Raw genomic sequence first — 19,546 nt, forward strand, 5'->3', positions numbered from 1 at the left:
ATGACGGTCAGCGCGCGAAGGCGGCGACGGCGTCGACGACGAACGTCGCGTGAGCCTGGGCGATCGCGGCCGGATCGTCGATCAGCGCGAACAGGTTCTTCGGATCGACGGCCGGCGGGATCAGCGCGATCTCGATGCCGGCGTTGTGCTGCTGCGCGAGCGCATACAGGTAGCGCAGCGCCGAATAGTCTTCGAGCGCGAAGCCGACCGAGTCGAACACCGTGACTTCGTCCGCGCGTTCGCGGCCGGTCGTCTCGCCTTGCAGCACGCGCCACAGTTCGGTGACGGGGAAATCGGCCGGCATCTGCTGGATCTCGCCTTCGATGCGCGACTGCGGCTCGAATTCGACGAACACGCGGCCCGCATGCAGCACGCCCGCGTCGAGCTCGGTCTTGCCGGGGCAATCGCCGCCGACCGCGTTCAGGTGCATGCCGGGTTCGATCATGTCGGCCGTGACGATCGTCGCGTAGGCCTTGTCGGCGGTGACGGTCGTGACGATGTCGGCGCCGCGCACGGCATCGGCGGTCGACGCGGCGCGCACGACGCGCAGCGCCGGATACGCGGCGAGGTTCTTCACGAGCTTGTCGGTGGCGAGCGGATCGACGTCGAACACGCGGATCTCTTCGATGCCGAGCAGCGTATGGAACGCGATCGCCTGGAATTCGCTTTGCGCGCCGTTGCCGATCAGCGCCATCGTGCGCGAGTCGGGGCGGGCGAGGGCCTGCGCGGCGAGCACCGACGTGGCGGCGGTGCGCAGCGCGGTGGTCAGCGTGAGCTCGGCGAGCAGCAGCGGGTAGCCGGTATCGACTTCGGCGAGCGCGCCGAACGCCATCACCGTGTGCATGCCGCGCGCGGCGTTCACGGGGTGGCCGTTCACGTACTTGAACGCGAACAGCGCGTCGTTCGCGACGGGCATGAGTTCGATCACGCCGTTGCGCGAGTGGCAGGCCACGCGCGGGGACTTGTCGAAGTCGGCCCAGTGCAGGTAATCGGCGCGCAGCGTGTCGACGAGTTCGCGCAGGAACGGCGTGACGCCGGTTTGGGCGATCAGTCGGGCGGTGGCGGGAACGTCGAGGAAGCGGGTCATCGGTCTGTCTCCATTTTTTTGCCGGTACGGATGTCCGGCGTTCTGGTCGACCGGGGCGGGCGCTGCGGCCCGGGCCCCGGCTCCATGAAAAGCGGCGTCGCGGCGGATTCGGCCGGTCGATGGAGTCATTATTTCCGGGAGTCGAGCCAACAAAAAGACGGCAAAAGTGGCAGATTTATCGATAGACTTGGCAAATTGCTCGCCGTATCCGGCAGTTTGTTCAATCCCTGCTGGTCGGAATGCGCAATGTCCGGCACGCTTGCGGCCGGTTCACGTTCAACAGGAAGGTTCGTTCATGATTACGCTCGACGACGTCGACCGGCAGCTCATCGCGCTGCTGCGCGATAACGCGCGGCTGCCGGTCGTCGCGCTCGCGAAGGCGCTGCGCGTGGCGCGCGCGACCGTGCAGAACCGGCTGACGCGGCTGGAGAAGAACGGCGTGATCGTCGGCTATACGGTGCGGCTCAAGCCGGCAGCGGAGCGGCACCGGATCCGCGCGCTGATGTCGATCGCGGTGCAGGGCAATCGCGGTGCGGAAGTGGTGAAGGTGCTGCGCGGGCATCCGAACGTCGCGTCGATCCACAGCACGAACGGGCGCTGGGATCTGGTTGCCGAACTGCACGCCGATTCGCTCGAGCATTTCGATCGCGTGCTGGGCGCGATCCGGCTGATCGACGGGATCGCGAATACGGAGACGAGTATCTTGTTGTCGACGCACAAGGCGTGACGCGGCGGCCGCGGCCCGGCGTTTCCGGCGACGCCGGCCGGCGGCGCCCGCGGGCGCATGGCCGGGCCGATCGTATCGGGCCGCGTCGGACGCCGCGTTCGGCGCGGCCGCGCTTCGACGCAGGCCCGGACAACGCAGCGCCGCCACCGCCGCCGTTTCATGCGAGAAACGACGCGGCCATGTCTTGATCACCGTGCCCCGCGTCGGCGGCGCGCCGAAAGCGCGCGAGGCTCGCATTCGCGATGTCGGCCTGCATGCCCGCGTCCCGGGCGGCCTGCGCGATCAGCGTCGCGTCCTTCACCGCGTTGACGATCGTGAACGCGGGGCGGAAGTCGTCGTTCAGGATCAGCGCGCCCTTCGCCTGGAAGTACGCGTTGTCCATCGGGCCGCCCGACACGACGTCGATCACGTGGCGCGGGTCCGCGCCGAGCGAACCGGCCAGCTTCAGGCTCTCGGCTACCGCGTGCGTCAGCGCGAACGCGTAGTGATTGAGTGCGAGCTTCAGCCGGCTGCTTGCGCCCGTCGAACCGTCGTCGGCGACCCAGACCGTGCGCCGGCCGATCGCGTCGAACACCGGTTGCACCTGCGCGCGCGCCGACGCCGGGCCGGACGCGAGCACCACGAGCTGAGCCTGCTCGGCCGGCTGTCGCGATCCCTGCACGGGCGCATCGTAGAACACGAGCCCTTGTGCCTGCGCGAACGCGGCGAGCGACGCGATGCCGCGCACGCCGACCGTGCTGATCTGCACCCATGGCGTGCCGCGCACGAGTGCCGGCGCGGCGGCCTGCATGGCCTGCAACACGCTGTCGGCGTCGTTCAGCACGGTGACGACGACGTGTGCGCCGTCGACGGCCCCGGCCGGCGTATCGAAGGCCGCGACGCCGTCGATTGCGAGCGCGTCGGCCTTCGCGCGCGTGCGGTTCCACGCGCGGACGACGAAGCCCTTGCGGGCGAGGTTGCGGGCGATGGGCGTGCCCATCACGCCAACGCCGAGGACGGCGACCTGCGTGCGATTTTGCTGCGTCGTGGACATGCTCATGAGGTTGCTCCTGTCGAACCTGTGGATGAATCGGAAGCGGAAGCGGAAGAGGTGTCCGGGCGCATGGACGCGAGCGCGAGGATCAGGGCCAGCGCGGCGAGCGCGACGCCGACCCACACCGACGACACGAAGCCGAGCCCGGCATTGATCGCCACGCCGCCGAGCCACGGGCCGACGGTGTTGCCGACGTTGAAGGCGGACGTGTTGGCCGTCGTCGCGAGCGTCGGCGCATGCGGCGCTTCCGCGATCGCGCGGGCCTGCAGCGCGGGATTGATCGAGAACGCCGCCACGCCGAACGCGGCCAGCGCGGCGATCGCGCCGATCGGGCTGTGCGCCAGGATGCCGAACGCGGCCATCGTGACGGTCAGGGCCGCGAGGCCCGCGCAGAGGATGCCGCGCGGATGGCGATCGGTATAGCGGCCGCCGACGAGGGTGCCCGCGAAACAGCCGATGCCGAACAGCGCCTGCAAGGCCGGCACGCTCGCGCGGGAGAAGCCGCCGACCTCGGTGAAGATCGGCGAGAAATAGCTGTACGCGGCGAACAGGCCGGCCTGGCTCAGCGCCGAGATGCCGAGCGCGAGCCACAGCCGTGGCCGCCGGAACGACGCGAATTCGCGCGCGACGCCGTGATAGGGCGGCCGCGCCTGGGCGGGCACGACCCACGCGGTCGCCGCGAGGCTCAGCACGGCCAGCACCGTGACGGCCCAGAAGCTCGCGCGCCAGCCGTACTGCTCGCCGATCAGCGTGCCGAACGGCGCGCCCGCGATGTTGGCGATCGTCAGGCCGCCGAACATGACCGCGAGCGCACGGCCTTTCGCGCGGGGGCCGGCGAGATCGATCGCGAGCAGCGAGCCGATCCCGAAGAACGCGCCCTGCGCGAACGCCGCGACGACACGCGAGATCATCAGCAGTGCATAGCTCGTCGCGACCGCGCCGAGCGCCTGGCCGGCCACGAACACGCCGAGCAGCACGAGCAGCGCCGTCTTGCGGCGCACGCGCAGAAACGCGAGCGTCATCGCCGGGCCGCCAACCACGACGCCGGCCGCATAACCGGAGATCAGCAGGCCGGCCGTCGGGATCGACGTGCCGAATTCATGCGCGAGCAGCGGCAGCAGCCCCGATACCATCACTTCGGTGGTGCCGATGCAGAACACGGTGAGACCGAGCACGAAGACCGCGAACGGCAGCCGTGCCGCGGGATGTGAAACGGAAGAAAGCGAGGTATCCATCGGATGTCCTTTTTGTGGAACGATCATTCCATAATTGAGCAAAATTTTTTGCTCAGCCGAGCGCGCGCAGTGTCCGGTCCACGATGGCGACGAGCCGCTTCCGGTCCTTGCCGGTCGAGGTTTTCGCGAGCACACGCAGCCCCTGCATCGCGTTGAACACGAACCATGCGAGATCTTCGGCGTGGCCGGCAGCGTCGATTTCGCCGGTTGCCTGGCCGCGCTCGATGGCCTCCTGGATGCCCGCGCGCATGATCCGGAAGTTCTCGCGCACGAGTTCCGCCACATGCGCGTCGCGGCTCGCGCGTTCGATCGCCGTATTCGTCGCGAGGCAGCCGCGCTTCCCGGCCGCGTTCAGATCGTCGTCGACGACGCCGACCAGCAGTGTGCGCAAGCAGTCCAGCACGGGGCCCGGCCCGCGAAGCAGGTCGACGTTCTCGCGCGAGCGCCGGTTGTAGCGCAGCATGGCCTGCTCGAACAGGCCGTCCTTGTTCGTGTACGCCGCATACAGGCTGCCGCGGCCGAGGCCGGTGGCCTGCACGAGATCCTGCGCGGACGTCGCCTCGTAGCCGTAGCGCCAGAAGGTGTCCATCACGGCGTCGAGCACCGCGTCTTCGTCGAATTCCCTGGGGCGCGCCATCGCATTTCCAGAATTTTTGAATGACCGTACCATAATCGGTAGGCGCGCGGCCGTCAAGCGGGACGGCGGGGATCGCTGGAGAAGCGCGGGGTGTCGGCGACACCCCGCGTCGGTGCATCAGGCGCTGGCCGCCGGCTCTGGAAACACCGGCTCGCCCAGCGTCAGCATCAACCGGTTCGCCCACGCGAAGATCGCGATGGCATGCGACAGGTCGAGAATTTCCTCATGCGTGAGCCCTTCCGCTTCGAGCGCGGCGATGTCGTGCTCGCCGACCGCGTCGGGCCGTTCGGTCAGCGCGATCGCATAGCGGATGATCGCGCGTTCGCGCGCGGTCGTGCCGGCGGTGGCCGGATCGTCGAACACCTGTTCGATCGCATCGGTGCGTTTCGCGAGCTGCGTGAAGCGTTGCGCATGCACCGACGCGCAATACACGCAGCCGTTCACGCGCGACACGGCCGTGCTTGCCAGTTCGCGTTCCGCGCGCGACAGCCCGCCGGGGCCGTACATGATCGCGTTGAACACGCCCGAGCGCTGCCGCAGGATCTCGGGCAGATGGACGAGCAGCAGGTAATAGTCGGACGTTTTCGCATGCGGGTGGCTCGATTCGAGTACCGCGAGCTGGTCGGCCGTTGCGCCGTCGAGCGGCACGGTGTCGAGCCACGCGCGCCAGCCGAGCGTGTCGGACGTGAAGCCGTGGGCGGGCGTGGTCGTCATGCGGCCTCCTTGCCGGCGCGTGCCTGCAACGCGCGCGCGGCCGCGGCGACGCGCAATTGATAGGTCACGAACGCGACGAGTTGCGACAGCGCGACGATCGCCGGCGTCGTGAGCCCGGCCGACTTCAGCGCATCGAGATCGGACCGCCGCGCATCGACAGGCGACAGCGTCAGCCGGCGTGCATGCGCGAGCAGTGCGCCGATGCGTGGCGGCAGCGCGTCGAACGCATCGGCGTCCGCATGCGCGATGTCGTCCGGCGTGCCGCCCGCATCGAGCAGTCGCGTGCGATAGGTTGCGGCGAGTGCATGCGCGTTCGCGCGCCGCGCGACGTACCGCGCCGCATGCAATCGTTCGACCAGCGAAAGATCGGGCAGCGCGGGATCGAACAGCGCGGCTTCGCTCAATCGCGTATGCAGCAGCACCTTGTCGCGGGCACGACGCAGGGCGGTTACCGCATCGCCGTTGCGCAAGCCGGCGACGGCGTCGATCGTATCCGGCGTGGCGGCCGGCGTGACAGGTTCGGTCATCGTGGTGGGTTCCGTTTTCGAGAGTCGTTGATCGCAGTGGTTCTCATGCATCGGTGTCGGCGTCGCGCCATTCGTCGCCTTGCAGTTCGGCGTTCGCGAACGCGACGAGCGCGTCGTAGTGGCGGTCGCGATCGGCATCGAACAGCCGGCTCGCGATGCCGCGCGCGAGCCGTTCGGCGCCGGCGCTGATCGCGGGGATGTCGCCGGACAGCTTGCCGTGGCTGAGGCTCGCCGCATGGTTGAAGCAATGAATGCGCGTGATGGCCGGGCATGCGCCGGGCTCGCGCTCCTGGAACGCGAACGCGGGGCCGAGATCGGGCGACTCGGCGAGCTCGTCGAGCGACGTGCCCGGTTCGGGACGATAGCGATCCTTCCAGCGCCGCACCTGCGGCCCGAACGATGCGAATTCCGCGCGCGTCGTCCAGTCCGAATGAAAACCCGTCGCGAAGATCAGGAAGTCGACCGTGTAGCGGCCGCGCGGCGTGATCACGTCGAGGCCGTCCGCGTGTTCGACGAGCGTGTCGATCGGGCTGCCCGGATGGAAATACGCATGCGCATGCCGGGACACGCGCAGCACGCTGTCGCGCGGCGGCGGTGTCTGCGACGTCAGCGCGTAGTGCATGAAGCGCCACTTCGTCGCGTCGTCGAGATCGGCGTAGCCGTGCACGAGGCCCGGGCTGCCGATGCCCGTCAGCTTGTTGATGCGCGGAATGTCCGCACGGCGGAAGAACAGGTCGACGCGTGCGGCGCCGGCTTCGAGCGCCGTGCCCGCATTGTCGAACGCGGACGCACCCGCGCCGACCACGCCGACGCGCTTGCCGGCGAGCGCCGCGAAATCGATCGGCTCCGACGAGTGGGCCCAGCGCGTGCGCGGCGCACGTTGCGCGACGGGCGGCACGTACGGGCCGCCGAGTCCGTCGCGACCTGTGGCCAGCACGACGTGCCGCGCGAGCAGCGTATCGCCTTCGCCGTTTGCGCGGACGTCGAGCGCGAGCAGGCCGTCGTCGCGCGGACGCAGCGCGACGAGCGTGGTGTCGTTGCGCACCTGCAGATCGAGCACGTGGCGATACCAGCGCAGGTAATCCATCCATTGCGTGCGCGGGATCTTGTAGAGCGCATCCCATGCGTCGCGGCCGTATTGCGCTTCGAACCACGCGCGGAACGTCAGCGCGGGGAGTCCCAGCGCGGGGCCGGTGAGTTGCTTCGGCGAACGCAGCGTCTCCATGCGCGCGAACGTGATCCACGGGCCTTCGTAACCGGCCGGCGCGCGGTCGATCACGCACTGGGTGTCGATGCCGAGCAGACGCAGTTCGGCCGACGCGGCGAGCCCCGCCATGCCGCCGCCGACGATGGCGACGTCGAGCACGCGCGTGCCGTCGACGGTGCGCGGCGGCACCCACGACGGGGCGGGCAAATCGAGCCAGCGAAGATCCTGCGCGAGCCGCGCTTCGAGGGCTGCGAGTGTGGCGGGCGTCGTCATGCGGCCTCCCGGCGCGTCCGGCGCGTGCGTGCGGTGCCCGCAGCGCGTGCGGCCCGGGTCGAGCGATCCGGGCGCAGCCGGTCGCCGCGCAGCAGCGCGTCGTGCGCCGCGGCGTCGTGAAAGATCACGTCGTCGAGCAGCGTGCGCGTCGTGCGATGCAGCGCGTCGAGCAGCGCGTCGACGGCGGCCGTGCGCGCTTTGCCGGCCGGTGTCGCGACGCCGAACGCGAACGGGATGTCGACGTCGAGCGGGCGCGCGACGACGCCGTCCACCGGCAGCGCGACGCCGGTCGCGGGATCGACGATGCCGATTCCGACGCCCGCGCGCGCGGCCATCACGGCATTCAGCGATGCATTGGTTTCGATGAATACGCGCGCATCGACGCGTGCGGCGGCGAACGCGGCATCGATCCGCTGGCGCAGCCGGTGCCGGTTCGCGACCGTCACGATGCGGCGCCGCGCGAGATCGCGCAGCGCGATGCGCGGCTTCGTCGCGAGCGGATCGTCGGCGGGCAACACGGCGACGCATGGCGTCTGCGCGATCCAGTGCACGTCGAGCCCTGCATGCGCCATCGGCAGCGTGACGACGCCGATATCGGCGGTGCCGGCCAGCACCTCGTGCACGACGTGTTCGGCCGACTCGCTGCGCAACTGATAGTGCGGCGCATGCGCGCCGTCGGGCAGCGCGGCAAGCGCGGCCGGCACGAGCGTGGCCGCGAGCGAAGGCGTCGCCGCGATGCGCACGGGTTCGGCCGTTTCGTCGCCGAGTGCGCGGGCACGCGCTTCGATCGCGCGCAGCCCGACGAGCGAGCGCTCGACTTCCTCGTAGAGCAGGAACGCGCGCCGCGTCGGCGTCACGCGCGGGCCGTGCCGGTCGAACAGCGCGTAGCCGAGATCGGCTTCGAGCTCCTGGATCTGCCGCGTGACGGCCGGCTGCGAGCGGCCGAGCAGCTCGCCCGCGCCGGTCACGCTGCCGGCCGACATGACCGCGGAAAAGGCTTCGAGTTGATGCAGCTCCATGACGCGTTCCGATGATGCGATTTGCGCATTGTAGGAGTACGAGCATGCGTGATTCATATAATGATTTTTGCTATCGACAGCGCGAAACATGCGAAGCGCACGCGTGCCGCGACGGCCGGTCATGCATGCGCGTGCATCGGCCGCCATCGGCATCGCGCGTGAAACGTCAATCGAATCAACGTGCTGCGCCGTGCGCCGGTGCGGCGCGCGACGCGCGAACCGCGGGGCACCGTCACGCGTGCGTTTCGCTTCGCGCCGTGCGCGATATCGATATGCGCAAAACTTCGTTGGAACGCCCTGAACCGGATGGTTACATGCCCTCACTCTTTTCGATCGACTGAAGCTGGGGGACGCATGAACGTTTCGGGGAACGACACACGCGGCGCATGGCGGCGCGTGCTGGGCACGGTGGCGGCGCTGGCTGCCGCATGGGGTTTGTCGACGGGCGGCGCGCTCGCGGCGGGTGTGGCGGGCGAGCCGGTCGTGATCGGCGTGAGCGGGCCGCTCACCGGGCAGGACGCGCAATACGGCGAGCAGTGGAAGCGCGGTTTCGATCTCGCGCTCGACGAGATCAACGGCAGCGGCGGCATTCATGGCCGGCCGCTCGCGATCGACTTCCAGGACAGCCGCAGCGATCCGCGCCAGGCCGTGGCGATCGCACAGAAATTCGTCGCGGACCCGCGCGTCGTGATCGAGCTCGGCGACTTCTCCAGCGCGACGTCGATGGCCGCGTCGCCGATCTACCAGCGCGGGCAACTGATCCAGTTCGGCTTCACGAACTCGCATCCGGATTTCACGAAGGGCGGCGACTATCTGTGGAGCACCGCGTTGAGCCAGGCCGAAGAGCAGCCGCTGCTCGCGCGCTACGCGGTGAAGGAACTCGGCTTCAAGCGGATCGCGGTGCTGTACCTGAACACCGACTGGGGCCGCACCAGCAAGGACATCTTCGCGAAGGCGGCGACGGGGCTCGGCGCGCAGGTCGTCGCGGCCGAGGGCTACCAGCCGACGGAGAAGGATTTCCGCTCGACGCTCGTGCGCATCGGTGAATCGAAGCCCGATTCGATCGTGCTGATTTCGTACTACGCGGACGGCGCGCAGATCGTGCGGCAGGCGCGCACGTCGGGCGTCACGCTGCCGATCGCGGCGGTCGGCTCCGTGTATTCGCCGAAGTTCCTCGAACTCGGCGGCACGGCTGTGGATGGCGTCTATACGGAGTCGAACTTTTTCCCGGCCGAGCCGCGCCCCGAAGTGCAGGCGTTCGTGCAGCGCTATCGCGCGAAATTCCATACCGATCCGGATTCGTTCGTCGCGCGCGCGTACGACGCGCTGATCCTGTCGGCCGACGTGTTGCGCCGCTACGGCACGACGCGCCAGGCCGCGCACGACGGCTTCGCGAAGGTGAGCGACGTGCCGAGCGTGATCTTCGGCAAGGTGCGCTTCGATCCGCAGACGCGCCGCGTCGCGGGCGCGCGCACCGTGTATCTCGTCGTGAAGCAGGGGCAGTGGGCGCTGTGGGATGGCGCGAAGCCGCAGATCGCGGCGCGCTGAATCCGGACGTGAACCTGACTCTGACCCGCATGCACAAGACGGACGCATCGTGATGGCTTCCTGGCTCGACTACACGCTCAACGGCCTCATCGTCGGCAACATCTACGCGCTGCTCGCGGTCGGGCTCGCGCTGATCTTCGGCGTGTCGCACCTGATCAACTTCGCGCACGGCTCGGTCTACATGGCCGGCGCGTTCATCGGCTGGCTGTGCCTGACGCGCTTCGGGCTGCCGCTGCCGGTCGCGCTCGCGGCGGTCGTCGTCGGCTGCGGCGCGCTCGGCATCGCGATCGAGCGGATCGGGCTGCGGCCGCTGCGCCACGCGGCGCGCATCGCGCCGCTGCTCGCGACGATCGGCATCAGCTTCATCCTCGACCAGCTCGCGCAACTCGTGTTCGGCGCGGACCCGCGCGCGGTGCCGACGCCGTTGCCCGACTGGCACGTGCGGATCGCCGGCGCGACGCTCGGCGCGCTCGACCTGCTGATCGCCGGCATCGGCATCGCGGCGGCCGCGCTGCTGTACGGCTTCCTGCGCTTCACGCGGCTCGGCTGGGCTGTGCGCGCGACCGCGCAGGATCGCGACGCCGCGCTGCAGATGGGCGTCGACGTCGATCGCGTGAACCAGACGGTGTTCGCGATCGCGTGCGCGCTCGGCGGCGTGAGCGGGCTGCTGGTCGGCATGTACTACAACAGCATCGACCCGGCGATGGGTTTCCAGGCGACGCTGAAGGGCGTGGTCGCGTTGCTGATCGGCGGGCTCGGCAACGTGCCGGGCGCGATCGCGGGCAGCCTGCTGCTCGGTCTCGTCGAGAGCTACGGCGTCGCGCTGTTCGGCACGAGCTACCGCGACCTGTTCGCGTTCGGACTGCTGATCGTATTCCTCGTGTGGCGGCCGAACGGGCTGTTCAGCGCGAACCGCGCGCTGCCGCCGGAGCCGATGACGGGCACCTTCCTCGCGGCCGCGAAGGCGGTGCGCGTGCCGCGTCCGCTGCTCGCGGTGCTGATCGCGCTGGCGGCCGTGCTGCCGTGGCTCGGTGCGTCGCCGTACGTGCTGCAGACGCTGACCAACGCGTGGCTGTACGGCCTGCTCGCGTTGAGCCTCACGCTCGTCGCGGGCACGGTCGGGCAGATCTCGCTCGGCCATGCGGCGCTGCTCGTGATCGGCGCGTACGCGTCGGCGCTGCTGTCGTCGGATCTCGGCTGGTCGCCCGCCGTGACGATTCCGTGCGCGGGCGCGATCACCGCCGTGCTCGGCACGCTGCTCGTCTACCCGGCGTTCCGGCTGCGCGGACACTACGTGTCGATCGCGACGCTCGGCATCGGCGAAGTGGTGAGCCTCGTGATCCTGAACTGGGACGGCCTCACGCGCGGCCCGCTCGGCATCACCGGCATCGCGCCGCTGCCGTGGGCGACGACCGCGCGCGCCGCGTACTGGTTCACGTTCGCGGTGCTCGTCGTGTTCGCGCTCGCGCAGGTGCGGCTGTTGCGCTCGCATCTCGGCCGCACGCTACGCGCGGTGCGCGAGGACGACGTCGCCGCCCGTGCGCACGGCATCGCGCCGAACCGCTACAAGGCGATCGCGTTCGCGGTGGGCGGGGTCGCGGCCGGCGTGAGCGGCGGCATCGCCGCCCATCTGTACAGCTACATCAATCACCAGACCTTCGATTCGCAGGTGTCGATTCTCGCGCTGACGATGGTGATCCTGGGCGGGCTGGGCAACGTGCTCGGCGGCATCGTCGGCGCGATTGCACTGATCGGGCTGCCCGAACTGTTCCGCTGGGCGGCCGATTACCGGATGCTGATCTACGGGCTCGTGCTGCTGCTGCTCGTCCGGTTCCGGCCGCAGGGCCTGCTCGGCACGGTGTGAGGAAAACGCGATGACCACCCCCCGACCCTTGCTCGACGTGCAGGGCCTGACGCGTCGCTTCGACGGCGTGACCGCGCTCGACGGCGCCAGCCTCACGCTCGCCGACGGCGAACTGCTCAGCGTGATCGGCCCGAACGGCGCGGGCAAGTCGACGCTGTTCAACCTGATCGCGGGCGCCGACCGGCCCGATGCCGGCCGCGTGACGTTCGACGGCCGCGACATCACCGGCACCGCGCCGGAACGGCTCGCGGCGCTCGGCATCGCGCGCACGTTCCAGCACGGCCGCGTGTTCGGCAACCTGAGCGTGCTCGACAACGTGCTGATCGGCGCGCATGCGCGGCTGCGTGCGGCCCGGCCCGGCTGGCCCGCGCTCGGCGCGGCGGCCGAGGTATGGCGCGCGCTCGTGCGGCCCGCGTCGGTGCGCCGCGAGGAAGCGGCGCTGCGCGACGAGGCGCGCGACATCGTCGCCGGCTTCGGCGAGCGGCTCACGCCGCGCATCGATCATCCGGCGCACAGCCTGTCGTATGCGAACCGGCGGCGCGTGGAGATCGGCCGCGCGCTCGCGCTGCATCCGCGCCTGCTGCTGCTCGACGAGCCGACGGCCGGGATGAACGAGACGGAGACGGCCGAGATGCTTCAACTGATTCAGTCGCTGAAGGCGCGCGGGCTGACGATCCTGCTGATCGAGCACAAGCTCGAACTCGTGATGCGCGTGTCCGACCGCGTGATGGTGCTCGACAACGGCGTGAAGATCGCCGAAGGGGCGCCACGCGACGTGCGGCGCGATTCGCGCGTGATCGAGGCCTACCTCGGCCGCCGTCACGCAGGCGGCGCGGCAGCCGAGCGCACCGTGCAGGCGGCCGCATGAGCGCGCTTTCGTCCGGACCCGATACGACCACGACCATGACCGATGCGCTGCTGAAACTCGAACACCTCGACACGTTCTACGGGCCGGTGCAGGTGCACTTCGACGTGAATGTCGCGGTCGGCCGCGGGCAGATCGTGAGCCTGCTCGGCGGCAACGCGAGCGGCAAGTCGACGACGATGAAGCTGATTCTCGGGCTGATGCGGCCTCGTCGCGGCGTCGTGCGTTTCGACGGCGGCGACGTGACGGCGCTCGCGACGCCGCAGCGGGTGCGGCGCGGGATCGCGGCCGTGCCCGAAGCGCGGCGTCTGTTCGGCGACATGAGCGTGCGCGAGAACCTGCTGATGGGTGCGTATACGCGTGGCGACCGCGCCGCGGTGGCCGACGATTACGAGCGGGTGCTCGACCTGTTTCCGCGAGTGCGCGAACGGCTCGCGCAGCGGGCGGGCACGCTGTCGGGCGGCGAGCAGCAGATGCTCGCGATGGCGCGTGCGCTGATGGCGCGGCCGAAGCTGATCTGCATGGACGAGCCGACGATGGGGCTGTCGCCGCTGTACGTCGACAAGGTGCTGGAGCTGATCGATACGATCAACCGGCAGGGCGTGACGGTGTTCATGGTCGAGCAGAACGCGAGCCTCGCGCTGGAGATCGCGCACTACGGATACGTGCTGCAGACGGGGCGCGTGGTGCTCGAAGGGCCCGCGAAAACGCTGCTCGACGACGAGCGCGTGCGCGATGCGTATCTCGGCGGGGAGGCGGTGGCGGCGTAGGTCGCGCGAGCCGGCGCGGCCGCGCGCGGTGAAATGTGGAGTAGATTAGCGTTCTGTCGCGATCGACGCCACGGAGACCACCGCGCCATGTTGACCTATTCCACGCAGAAAGTCGGCTACGACTACAACCAGCTGGATCCCGAGGGCGCGACGGACTACGCGTCGTTCACGCAGGCCTTCGATGCATTCCCGTGGGCCGCGCAGCATGCCGACTGGAACGCGTTGCAGGACGGCCCGTTGCCCGCGCTCGTGCTGCAGCATGCCGGCGATCAGCGCGAATTGTGGATCAGCGCGCTGAGCGACGCGCACTCGGACGGCTTTCAGTTGAATGTCGTTTCCATGCGGATGAAGAAGGGACTGTTCGGCATGGGAAAGGCGAAGCTGGAACAGTACGTCGAAACGATCGACGTCAGGAAACGCGTCGACGTCGACACGTTGTGCCGCCTCTTCTGCGACGGCCACTATGACGAGCTGGACCGGCTGGTGGCGCGGCATGCGGCGCGCAACGCCGACGATCGCGACAGCGACGGTTGAGCGTCGGTCGCCCGCTGCCGTGCGACCGGCGCTGCGTCAGGTCGTCCGGCGAACCGGGGCTTTGCTCGCGTGGGCCGTCACCGGCCGCGGAAACGTCAGCACCACGGCAAACCCGCCCGCATCGGGAAACGCGAATCCGACGCGCCCGCCATGCGCCTTCATCACTTCCTGCACGATCGCGAGCCCGAGGCCCGACCCGGTGCGACGTTCGGTGCCGTCCGGCGCGATCCGCACGAAAGGCTGCAACGCCGCATCCCAATGTTCGCGTGGGATGCCTTGCCCGTTGTCGGTGACGGTCAGCGTCACCGTATCGTCCGCATTGCCCGCGGCGGCGACCGACACGACGAGGTCGTCCGCATGCCCATGCAGCAGCGCGTTGTGCAGCACGTTCGACAGCGCCTCCTGCAAGCTGATCGCATCGCCGTCGATCCACGCATGCGGTGAATCGCTGGCGAATGCAACGGCCACATCGCGCGCGTCTGCCAGCGGAATCGCGCGGCCGAGCACGTCCTTCGCGAGCGCGACGAGTTCGACGGGTTGCAGCGGCACGGCCTCGGTGCGATGGATCACCATCGCATGATTGAGCAACTGCCCGGTGAGCCGCCCGACGTCCGAGCAGGTCGCGCGCAGCGCATCGAGCCGCGCCGCGTGACGCGCGGGATCGGCCTCGCCGTCGAGCAGTTCGATCTGCGCGTCGAGTCGCGCGAGCGGCGTGCGCATCTGGTGCGCGGCGTCGGCGATGAAGCGCTGCATCGCGTTGATCCGTTCGGCGAGGCGGCGCATCAGCCCGTTGATCGAACCGATGATCGCGTCGATCTCGCTCGGCGTGTCGACGGCCACCGGCCGCAGGTCGGCCGGGTCGCGCGCGGCGATGATCGCGCCGATCTGCGCGAGCGGGCGCAGCCCGCGCCGGATCGCGAGGCCGCTCGCACCGATCGCGAGCACGCTCATCAGCAGGATCAGCGTCCACACCTTGATGCTCATGTCGTTGGTCAGCTGCTGGCGCGCGTTGGTTGTCTGCGCAACGGTGACGAGCGCCCAGCCCGGCGTGCTTTCCTCGGGCATGTAGCGCGCGATGGTCGCGGTGCGGATCCGGTGCCCCTGGTACACGGCGTTCGCGAACGCCGGGCCCTGTTTCGCGGCGGCGAGCGCCACCGGGCTCGCGAGATCGTTGTAGCCGGCCACCACGACGCCGCGCGAATCGACGACCTTGTAGTAGACGAGGTCGTAGCGCGACAGTGTCGACAGCGCGGCGACCGGCGGGTTCAGCGCGAGCACGCCGCCCTGGACGTACAGGTTCTCCGCGACCTGGATCGACGCGCCGGCAAGCAACTGGTCGTAAGCGCGTTCGGCCGCGACGCCCGCGTAGTAGCGCGCGATCGCGGCCAGCGCGAGCGCGCCGGTCGCCACGACGAGCGCGATGAACAGCAGCGTGCGCCCGAACAGCGTCTTCGGGAACCAGTCAATGCGCGACAATCTGATACCCCATCCCGCGCGCGGTGCGGATTTCGACCGAACTGCACTGCAGCTTCCTGCGCACGCGCGTCACGTATTGCTCGACCGCGTTCGCGGTCGGCTCGTTGCCGAAGCTGAACAACTGGTTCAGCAGCTCGTCCTTCGAGAAGATCCGCTGCGGGCGGCTCGCGAGAATCTCGAGCAGCGCGAATTCCTGGCGCGACAGCGACAGCGGCTGGCCGTCGAGTTCCGCGAGGCGGCTGCTGCGGTCGATCACGAGGCCGCCGAGCGTCAGCACGTCGTTCGCATGGCCGCTGTTGCGGCGCAGCAGCGCCTGCACGCGCGCGTCGAGCTCGCGGTAGTCGAACGGTTTCACCAGATAGTCGTCGGCACCGAGGCCGAGGCCGCTCACGCGGTCGTCGATCGCGGAGCGCGCGGTGACGAGCAGCACCGGCGTCGTGCTGCCCGATGCGCGCAGGTTGCGCAGCACCGCGAAACCGTCGAGGCCGGGCAGGTTCGCATCGAGCACGACGAGATCGAAGCGCTCGACGCGCAGCAGGCCGTTCGCGGTCGAGCCGTCGGTTTCCAGATCGACGGCATGGCCGAGCCGCGTCAGGCGGCTGCGGATCGCCGCGCCGATTTCGGCATCGTCCTCCACGACGAGAATGCGCATGGTGCCGGTTCGCAGGTAGATGGATTAGGGGTTTTCCCGGGGCAGGGATGTCAGCATTTTCTCAGACTCGCTCGATAACCTGTGTCGAGCCGGAACAAGCGAAGACGGCATTAATACCAGAGGAGACGGCAACATGCAGCATGTCACGGACACGACGACCCCGCGGCCGGATGCGTACGCAAGCGCGACGCCGGCCGGCGCGGCGCTGTCCGCCGTCTTCGGCAGCCGGGCGCGCGCATGACGACGTCGCTACGCCGCCGCGCGCTGATCGCCGCCGGCCTGGGCGCGCTGGGCGTGCTCGGGGCGCCGTCTCTCGTGCACTCGACGCCGCGCACCGTGCGGATCTCGAAAGGCTACGGCGTGCTCTACCTGCCGCTGCTCGTGATGGAGAAGCAGCGGCTGTTCGAGCGGCACGCGGCGCGGCACGGCCTGCGCGAGATCGCGGTCGACTGGGTGCTGCTCGACGGCGGCAATTCCGTCAACGACGCGATGATGGCCGGCACGCTCGATTTCGCGGGCGCCGGCGCGCCCGGCTTCATCGAGCTGTGGGCGCGGGCGCGCGGCATTCCGAACGTCGAGGTGATCGGCATCAGCGGGTTGTCGACCACATCGTTGTCGCTCAATGCGAACCGTCCCGGTCTCGCATCGCTGCACGACTTCACGCGCGCCGACCGGATCGCGGTGCCGGGCATCCGCACGTCGCTGTCGGCGGTCGTGCTGCAGATGGTCGCGAGCCGGCAGCTCGGCGCGAAGCATTTCGCGCAGCTCGACTCGATCACCGTGAACCTGCCGCATCCGCAGGCGATGCAGGCGCTGATCCGTCGCGAGAACGGCGTCACCGCGCACTTCACGTCGCCGCCGTTCTCGACGCTCGAGTTGCGGCAGCCGGGCATTCATCGCGTCGTGAATTCGGTCGACGTGCTGGGCCCGATGACGCTCGACGTCGTGTTCGCGCCGAAGCGGCTCGTCGATGCGGAGCCCGCGCTGGCCGTGGCGTTTCTCGGCGCGCTCGACGAAGCGAATCGCCTGATCGCGCAGGATCCGCGCGCGGCGGCTGCGCTGTATGCGGCGTCGTCGGGCGTCGGCGTGTCGCACGACGACGTGATGCAGATGCTCGCCGCGCCCGACACGCGCTTCTCGGTGCGGCCGAACCAGCTGATGGACTACGTCGAATTCCTGTATCTCGCCGGCACGATCAAGGCGAAGCCGCGTGCGTGGCACGAGATGTTCGCGCCGATGCTCGACGACTACCGGTCGGGCTGAGCGCCGCAGCGAGGCGCCGCACGCCGCGCACCATTCATCGACATATTTCCGTGCCCGCGCGCCCGTCGCGCGCGGCGCCGATTCAACCGACAAGCAACCGATTCACGGAGGAGCCCGCAGTGAATGCCACCGAAACCCTGGACCCCGCGTCCGCCGAAGAGCAGCGCATCATGTCGAAGATGGCGCGACGCCTGTTGCCCATCCTCGTCGTGATGTTCCTGATCGCGTTCATCGACCGGCAGAACGTCGGTTTCGCGAAACTGCAGATGGTGCACAGCCTTGGGATGACCGAGGCCGCGTTCGGTCTCGCGTCGTCGCTGTTCTTCATCGGCTACCTGCTGTTCGAGGTGCCGAGCACGCTCGCGCTGCATCGCTTCGGGGCCCGCGTGTGGCTCGCGCGGATCATGCTGACGTGGGGCCTCATCACCGTGCTGATGGGCTTCACGACGTCGATGCCCGCGTTCTGTTCGCTGCGTTTCCTGCTGGGGATCGCCGAGGCCGGCTTCTATCCGGGCGTGATCTATTACCTGACGCTGTGGTTCCCGCAGAGCTACCGCGCGAAGGTGCTGGGCATCTTCACGCTCGGCAGCGCGCTCGCGAACATGCTCGGCTCGCTGGTCGGCGGCGTGCTGCTGAGCCTGAACGGCGTGTGGGGGCTGGCGGGCTGGCAGTGGGTATTCGTGGCGACGGGCATCCCGGCGGTGATCGTCGCGATCGTCGTGTTCCGCGTGTTGCCCGCATCGTTCCGCGACGCGCCGTTCCTCGATGAACGCGAGAAGCAGATCGTCGCGGCCGCGCTCGAACGCGAGAAGCCGGCGCAGGCCGAGCATGCGCAGCCGTGGAAGGCGCTGCTCGATCCGCGCGTGATGCTGTTCGCGGCGACCTACATGCTGATGTCGACGTCGCTGTACGGCGTCACGTACTGGCTGCCGACGATCGTGAAGTCGTTCGGCGTGTCGAGCGGCACGAACGGGTTGCTGAGCATGCTGCCGTGGGCGCTCGCGGTGCTGCTGCTGCTGTGGCTGCCGTCGAAGCTGCGCCGTGCGAAGAGCATCCTGCGCACGATCGCGATCGTCGCGGCGCTCGGCGCGCTCGGCTTCCTGCTGAGCCTCGTGCTGCCGTCGACGCCGCTGCGCTTCATCGCGCTCGTGCTCGGCGGCGCGTGCATTCCGCTGCTGTATCCGTGCTTCTGGTCGATGCCGCCGCGTTACTTCACCGGCGCGCGTGCGGCGGCGAGCGTCGCGGCGATCAATTCGATCGGCAACCTGGGCGGCTTCTTCAGCCAGAACCTGATGCCGTTCGCGGGCAAGGTGACAGGCACCGCGTTCGGGCCGATGATCGTGCCGATCGTGTGCCTCGCGTTGCTCGGCGTCGGCGCGCTGGTCACGTGGACGCGCTCGGAGCGGGGGATGGTGGCGGCGCGGGCGTGAGCGTTCTTGATGGTCCGGCTATAACGAACGGCGGACTGCCGTCGATTCGGGCGATGTGCTACCGTGCATTACATTTGTAATGCGTGGGGAACGCAATGAAAACGGCTACGATGCCCGCGCTGCGAGTCGATCCGCAGTTGCGTGAGGAAGCGGAATCGGTCCTGGCGGAAAACGAGACGCTGTCTGCATTCATGGAGTCGGCGTTGCGCGATGGCATTGCTCGGCGACGCGTGCAGCGCGAATTCGTCGCACGAGGTTTGGCGTCGCGTGCCGAGGCGCAGCGCACGGGCGAATACGTCGATGCCGCCGATGTTCAGAGCGAGCTCGAGCGCATGCTCGAAGCCGCTCGTTCGAAGAAGGCGGCCGATTGAGCTACCAGGTCCGATTACGCGGGCGGCGCGTGAAGACCTGGTTCGACTGTACCGATATCTGCTCGAACGTGATGTGGACGCGGCAGCGAGGGCCGCGCAAGCCATTGAACGCGGCGTGGCCATGTTGCGATTGTTCCCGTTTACCTGCCGCAAGATCGATGAGCGCAATCCGTTTCTGCGCGAACTGATCGTTTCCTTCGGTACATTGGGCTACGTGCTGTTGTTTGAGATCGAAAGTGCGGAGCACGTCACGATCCTCGCCGTGCGGCATCAGCGAGAAGAGGGCTATTACTGATCGCTACTGCAGCGGCAAT

At 69.0% G+C, this 19,546-nt stretch carries 20 protein-coding genes; 10 read left to right on the plus strand and 10 right to left on the minus strand.

Annotation, left to right across the window (positions count from 1 at the left end; genetic code table 11):
• Positions 1 to 7: 7 nt before the first annotated feature.
• Positions 8 to 1,087 (minus strand): ornithine cyclodeaminase, encoded by a 1,080-nt coding sequence (locus DCN14_RS02890; RefSeq protein ID WP_096500266.1) that lies wholly within the window; start codon positions 1,085 to 1,087, stop codon positions 8 to 10.
• Positions 1,088 to 1,382: 295 nt separating this feature from the next.
• On the opposite strand from DCN14_RS02890, the gene DCN14_RS02895 reads away from it, so the two are divergent.
• Complete coding sequence (locus DCN14_RS02895; protein ID WP_059237585.1) at positions 1,383 to 1,814, plus strand: Lrp/AsnC family transcriptional regulator; 432 nt, start codon at positions 1,383 to 1,385, stop codon at positions 1,812 to 1,814.
• 157 nt (positions 1,815 to 1,971) lie between these two features.
• Here the strand turns inward: DCN14_RS02895 and DCN14_RS02900 are convergent, their stop codons facing one another.
• The 7 genes from DCN14_RS02900 to DCN14_RS02930 form a co-directional block, all read right to left on the minus strand.
• Positions 1,972 to 2,853 carry an NAD(P)-dependent oxidoreductase gene (locus DCN14_RS02900; protein ID WP_240327250.1) on the minus strand — a complete coding sequence of 294 codons (882 nt, stop codon included), beginning with the start codon at positions 2,851 to 2,853 and terminating at the stop codon, positions 1,972 to 1,974.
• The gene (locus DCN14_RS02905) at positions 2,850 to 4,082 is read right to left on the minus strand and encodes an MFS transporter (RefSeq protein ID WP_096500264.1); all 1,233 of its coding nucleotides are present in this window, start codon (positions 4,080 to 4,082) and stop codon (positions 2,850 to 2,852) included. Before DCN14_RS02905 ends, DCN14_RS02900 begins: the two co-directional genes overlap by 4 nt.
• A 52-nt stretch (positions 4,083 to 4,134) precedes the next feature.
• Positions 4,135 to 4,719, minus strand: a complete 585-nt coding sequence (locus tag DCN14_RS02910) for a TetR/AcrR family transcriptional regulator (protein WP_162826156.1) — start codon at positions 4,717 to 4,719, stop codon at positions 4,135 to 4,137.
• 117 nt (positions 4,720 to 4,836) lie between these two features.
• A complete protein-coding gene (locus DCN14_RS02915) occupies positions 4,837 to 5,433 on the minus strand; it encodes a peroxidase-related enzyme (RefSeq protein ID WP_096500260.1) in 597 nt (198 codons plus the stop codon).
• A complete protein-coding gene (locus tag DCN14_RS02920; RefSeq protein ID WP_096500258.1) occupies positions 5,430 to 5,960 on the minus strand; it encodes a hypothetical protein in 531 nt (176 codons plus the stop codon). Before DCN14_RS02920 ends, DCN14_RS02915 begins: the two co-directional genes overlap by 4 nt.
• Positions 5,961 to 6,003: 43 nt before the next feature.
• Positions 6,004 to 7,440, minus strand: coding sequence for an NAD(P)/FAD-dependent oxidoreductase (locus DCN14_RS02925; RefSeq protein WP_096500256.1), 1,437 nt, complete (start codon positions 7,438 to 7,440; stop codon positions 6,004 to 6,006).
• Positions 7,437 to 8,459 carry a LysR family transcriptional regulator gene (locus DCN14_RS02930; protein ID WP_096500254.1) on the minus strand — a complete coding sequence of 341 codons (1,023 nt, stop codon included), beginning with the start codon at positions 8,457 to 8,459 and terminating at the stop codon, positions 7,437 to 7,439. The genes DCN14_RS02925 and DCN14_RS02930 overlap by 4 nt, the downstream gene beginning before the upstream one ends.
• A gap of 354 nt (positions 8,460 to 8,813) precedes the next feature.
• Between DCN14_RS02930 and DCN14_RS02940 the strand changes: the two genes are divergently transcribed.
• The 5 genes from DCN14_RS02940 to DCN14_RS02960 all read left to right on the plus strand — a co-directional run bounded on the left by DCN14_RS02940 (position 8,814) and on the right by DCN14_RS02960 (position 14,040).
• On the plus strand, positions 8,814 to 10,007 hold the full coding sequence (locus DCN14_RS02940) for an ABC transporter substrate-binding protein (protein ID WP_096500252.1): 1,194 nt from the start codon (positions 8,814 to 8,816) through the stop codon (positions 10,005 to 10,007).
• A 52-nt stretch (positions 10,008 to 10,059) separates the two neighbouring features.
• Positions 10,060 to 11,871, plus strand: a complete 1,812-nt coding sequence (locus tag DCN14_RS02945; RefSeq protein WP_096500250.1) for an ABC transporter permease — start codon at positions 10,060 to 10,062, stop codon at positions 11,869 to 11,871.
• Positions 11,872 to 11,881: 10 nt separating this feature from the next.
• Complete coding sequence (locus DCN14_RS02950; protein ID WP_096500248.1) at positions 11,882 to 12,739, plus strand: ABC transporter ATP-binding protein; 858 nt, start codon at positions 11,882 to 11,884, stop codon at positions 12,737 to 12,739.
• On the plus strand, positions 12,736 to 13,506 hold the full coding sequence (locus DCN14_RS02955; protein WP_096500246.1) for an ABC transporter ATP-binding protein: 771 nt from the start codon (positions 12,736 to 12,738) through the stop codon (positions 13,504 to 13,506). Before DCN14_RS02950 ends, DCN14_RS02955 begins: the two co-directional genes overlap by 4 nt.
• Before the next feature lie 87 nt (positions 13,507 to 13,593).
• Positions 13,594 to 14,040 carry a hypothetical protein gene (locus tag DCN14_RS02960; protein ID WP_096500244.1) on the plus strand — a complete coding sequence of 149 codons (447 nt, stop codon included), beginning with the start codon at positions 13,594 to 13,596 and terminating at the stop codon, positions 14,038 to 14,040.
• 36 nt (positions 14,041 to 14,076) lie between these two features.
• On the opposite strand, the gene DCN14_RS02965 is transcribed toward DCN14_RS02960, so the two are convergent.
• Both DCN14_RS02965 and DCN14_RS02970 read right to left on the minus strand, forming a co-directional pair.
• Positions 14,077 to 15,516: a sensor histidine kinase gene (locus DCN14_RS02965; protein WP_096500242.1), complete on the minus strand. Its 1,440-nt coding sequence runs from the start codon at positions 15,514 to 15,516 to the stop codon at positions 14,077 to 14,079.
• Positions 15,503 to 16,168: a response regulator transcription factor gene (locus tag DCN14_RS02970; protein ID WP_096500240.1), complete on the minus strand. Its 666-nt coding sequence runs from the start codon at positions 16,166 to 16,168 to the stop codon at positions 15,503 to 15,505. The genes DCN14_RS02965 and DCN14_RS02970 overlap by 14 nt, the downstream gene beginning before the upstream one ends.
• Before the next feature lie 237 nt (positions 16,169 to 16,405).
• On the opposite strand from DCN14_RS02970, the gene DCN14_RS02975 reads away from it, so the two are divergent.
• The 4 genes from DCN14_RS02975 (at position 16,406) to DCN14_RS02990 (ending at position 19,527) form a co-directional block, all read left to right on the plus strand.
• Positions 16,406 to 17,431 carry an ABC transporter substrate-binding protein gene (locus DCN14_RS02975; protein WP_096500238.1) on the plus strand — a complete coding sequence of 342 codons (1,026 nt, stop codon included), beginning with the start codon at positions 16,406 to 16,408 and terminating at the stop codon, positions 17,429 to 17,431.
• 119 nt (positions 17,432 to 17,550) lie between these two features.
• A complete protein-coding gene (locus DCN14_RS02980) occupies positions 17,551 to 18,861 on the plus strand; it encodes an MFS transporter (protein ID WP_096500537.1) in 1,311 nt (436 codons plus the stop codon).
• A 95-nt stretch (positions 18,862 to 18,956) separates the two neighbouring features.
• On the plus strand, positions 18,957 to 19,232 hold the full coding sequence (locus DCN14_RS02985; protein WP_096500236.1) for a YlcI/YnfO family protein: 276 nt from the start codon (positions 18,957 to 18,959) through the stop codon (positions 19,230 to 19,232).
• A gap of 46 nt (positions 19,233 to 19,278) precedes the next feature.
• Positions 19,279 to 19,527 (plus strand): type II toxin-antitoxin system RelE/ParE family toxin, encoded by a 249-nt coding sequence (locus DCN14_RS02990; protein WP_240327285.1) that lies wholly within the window; start codon positions 19,279 to 19,281, stop codon positions 19,525 to 19,527.
• Positions 19,528 to 19,546: the final 19 nt, after the last annotated feature.

The organism is Burkholderia sp. IDO3 (assembly GCF_003366075.1).
GTDB lineage: Bacteria > Pseudomonadota > Gammaproteobacteria > Burkholderiales > Burkholderiaceae > Burkholderia > Burkholderia anthina.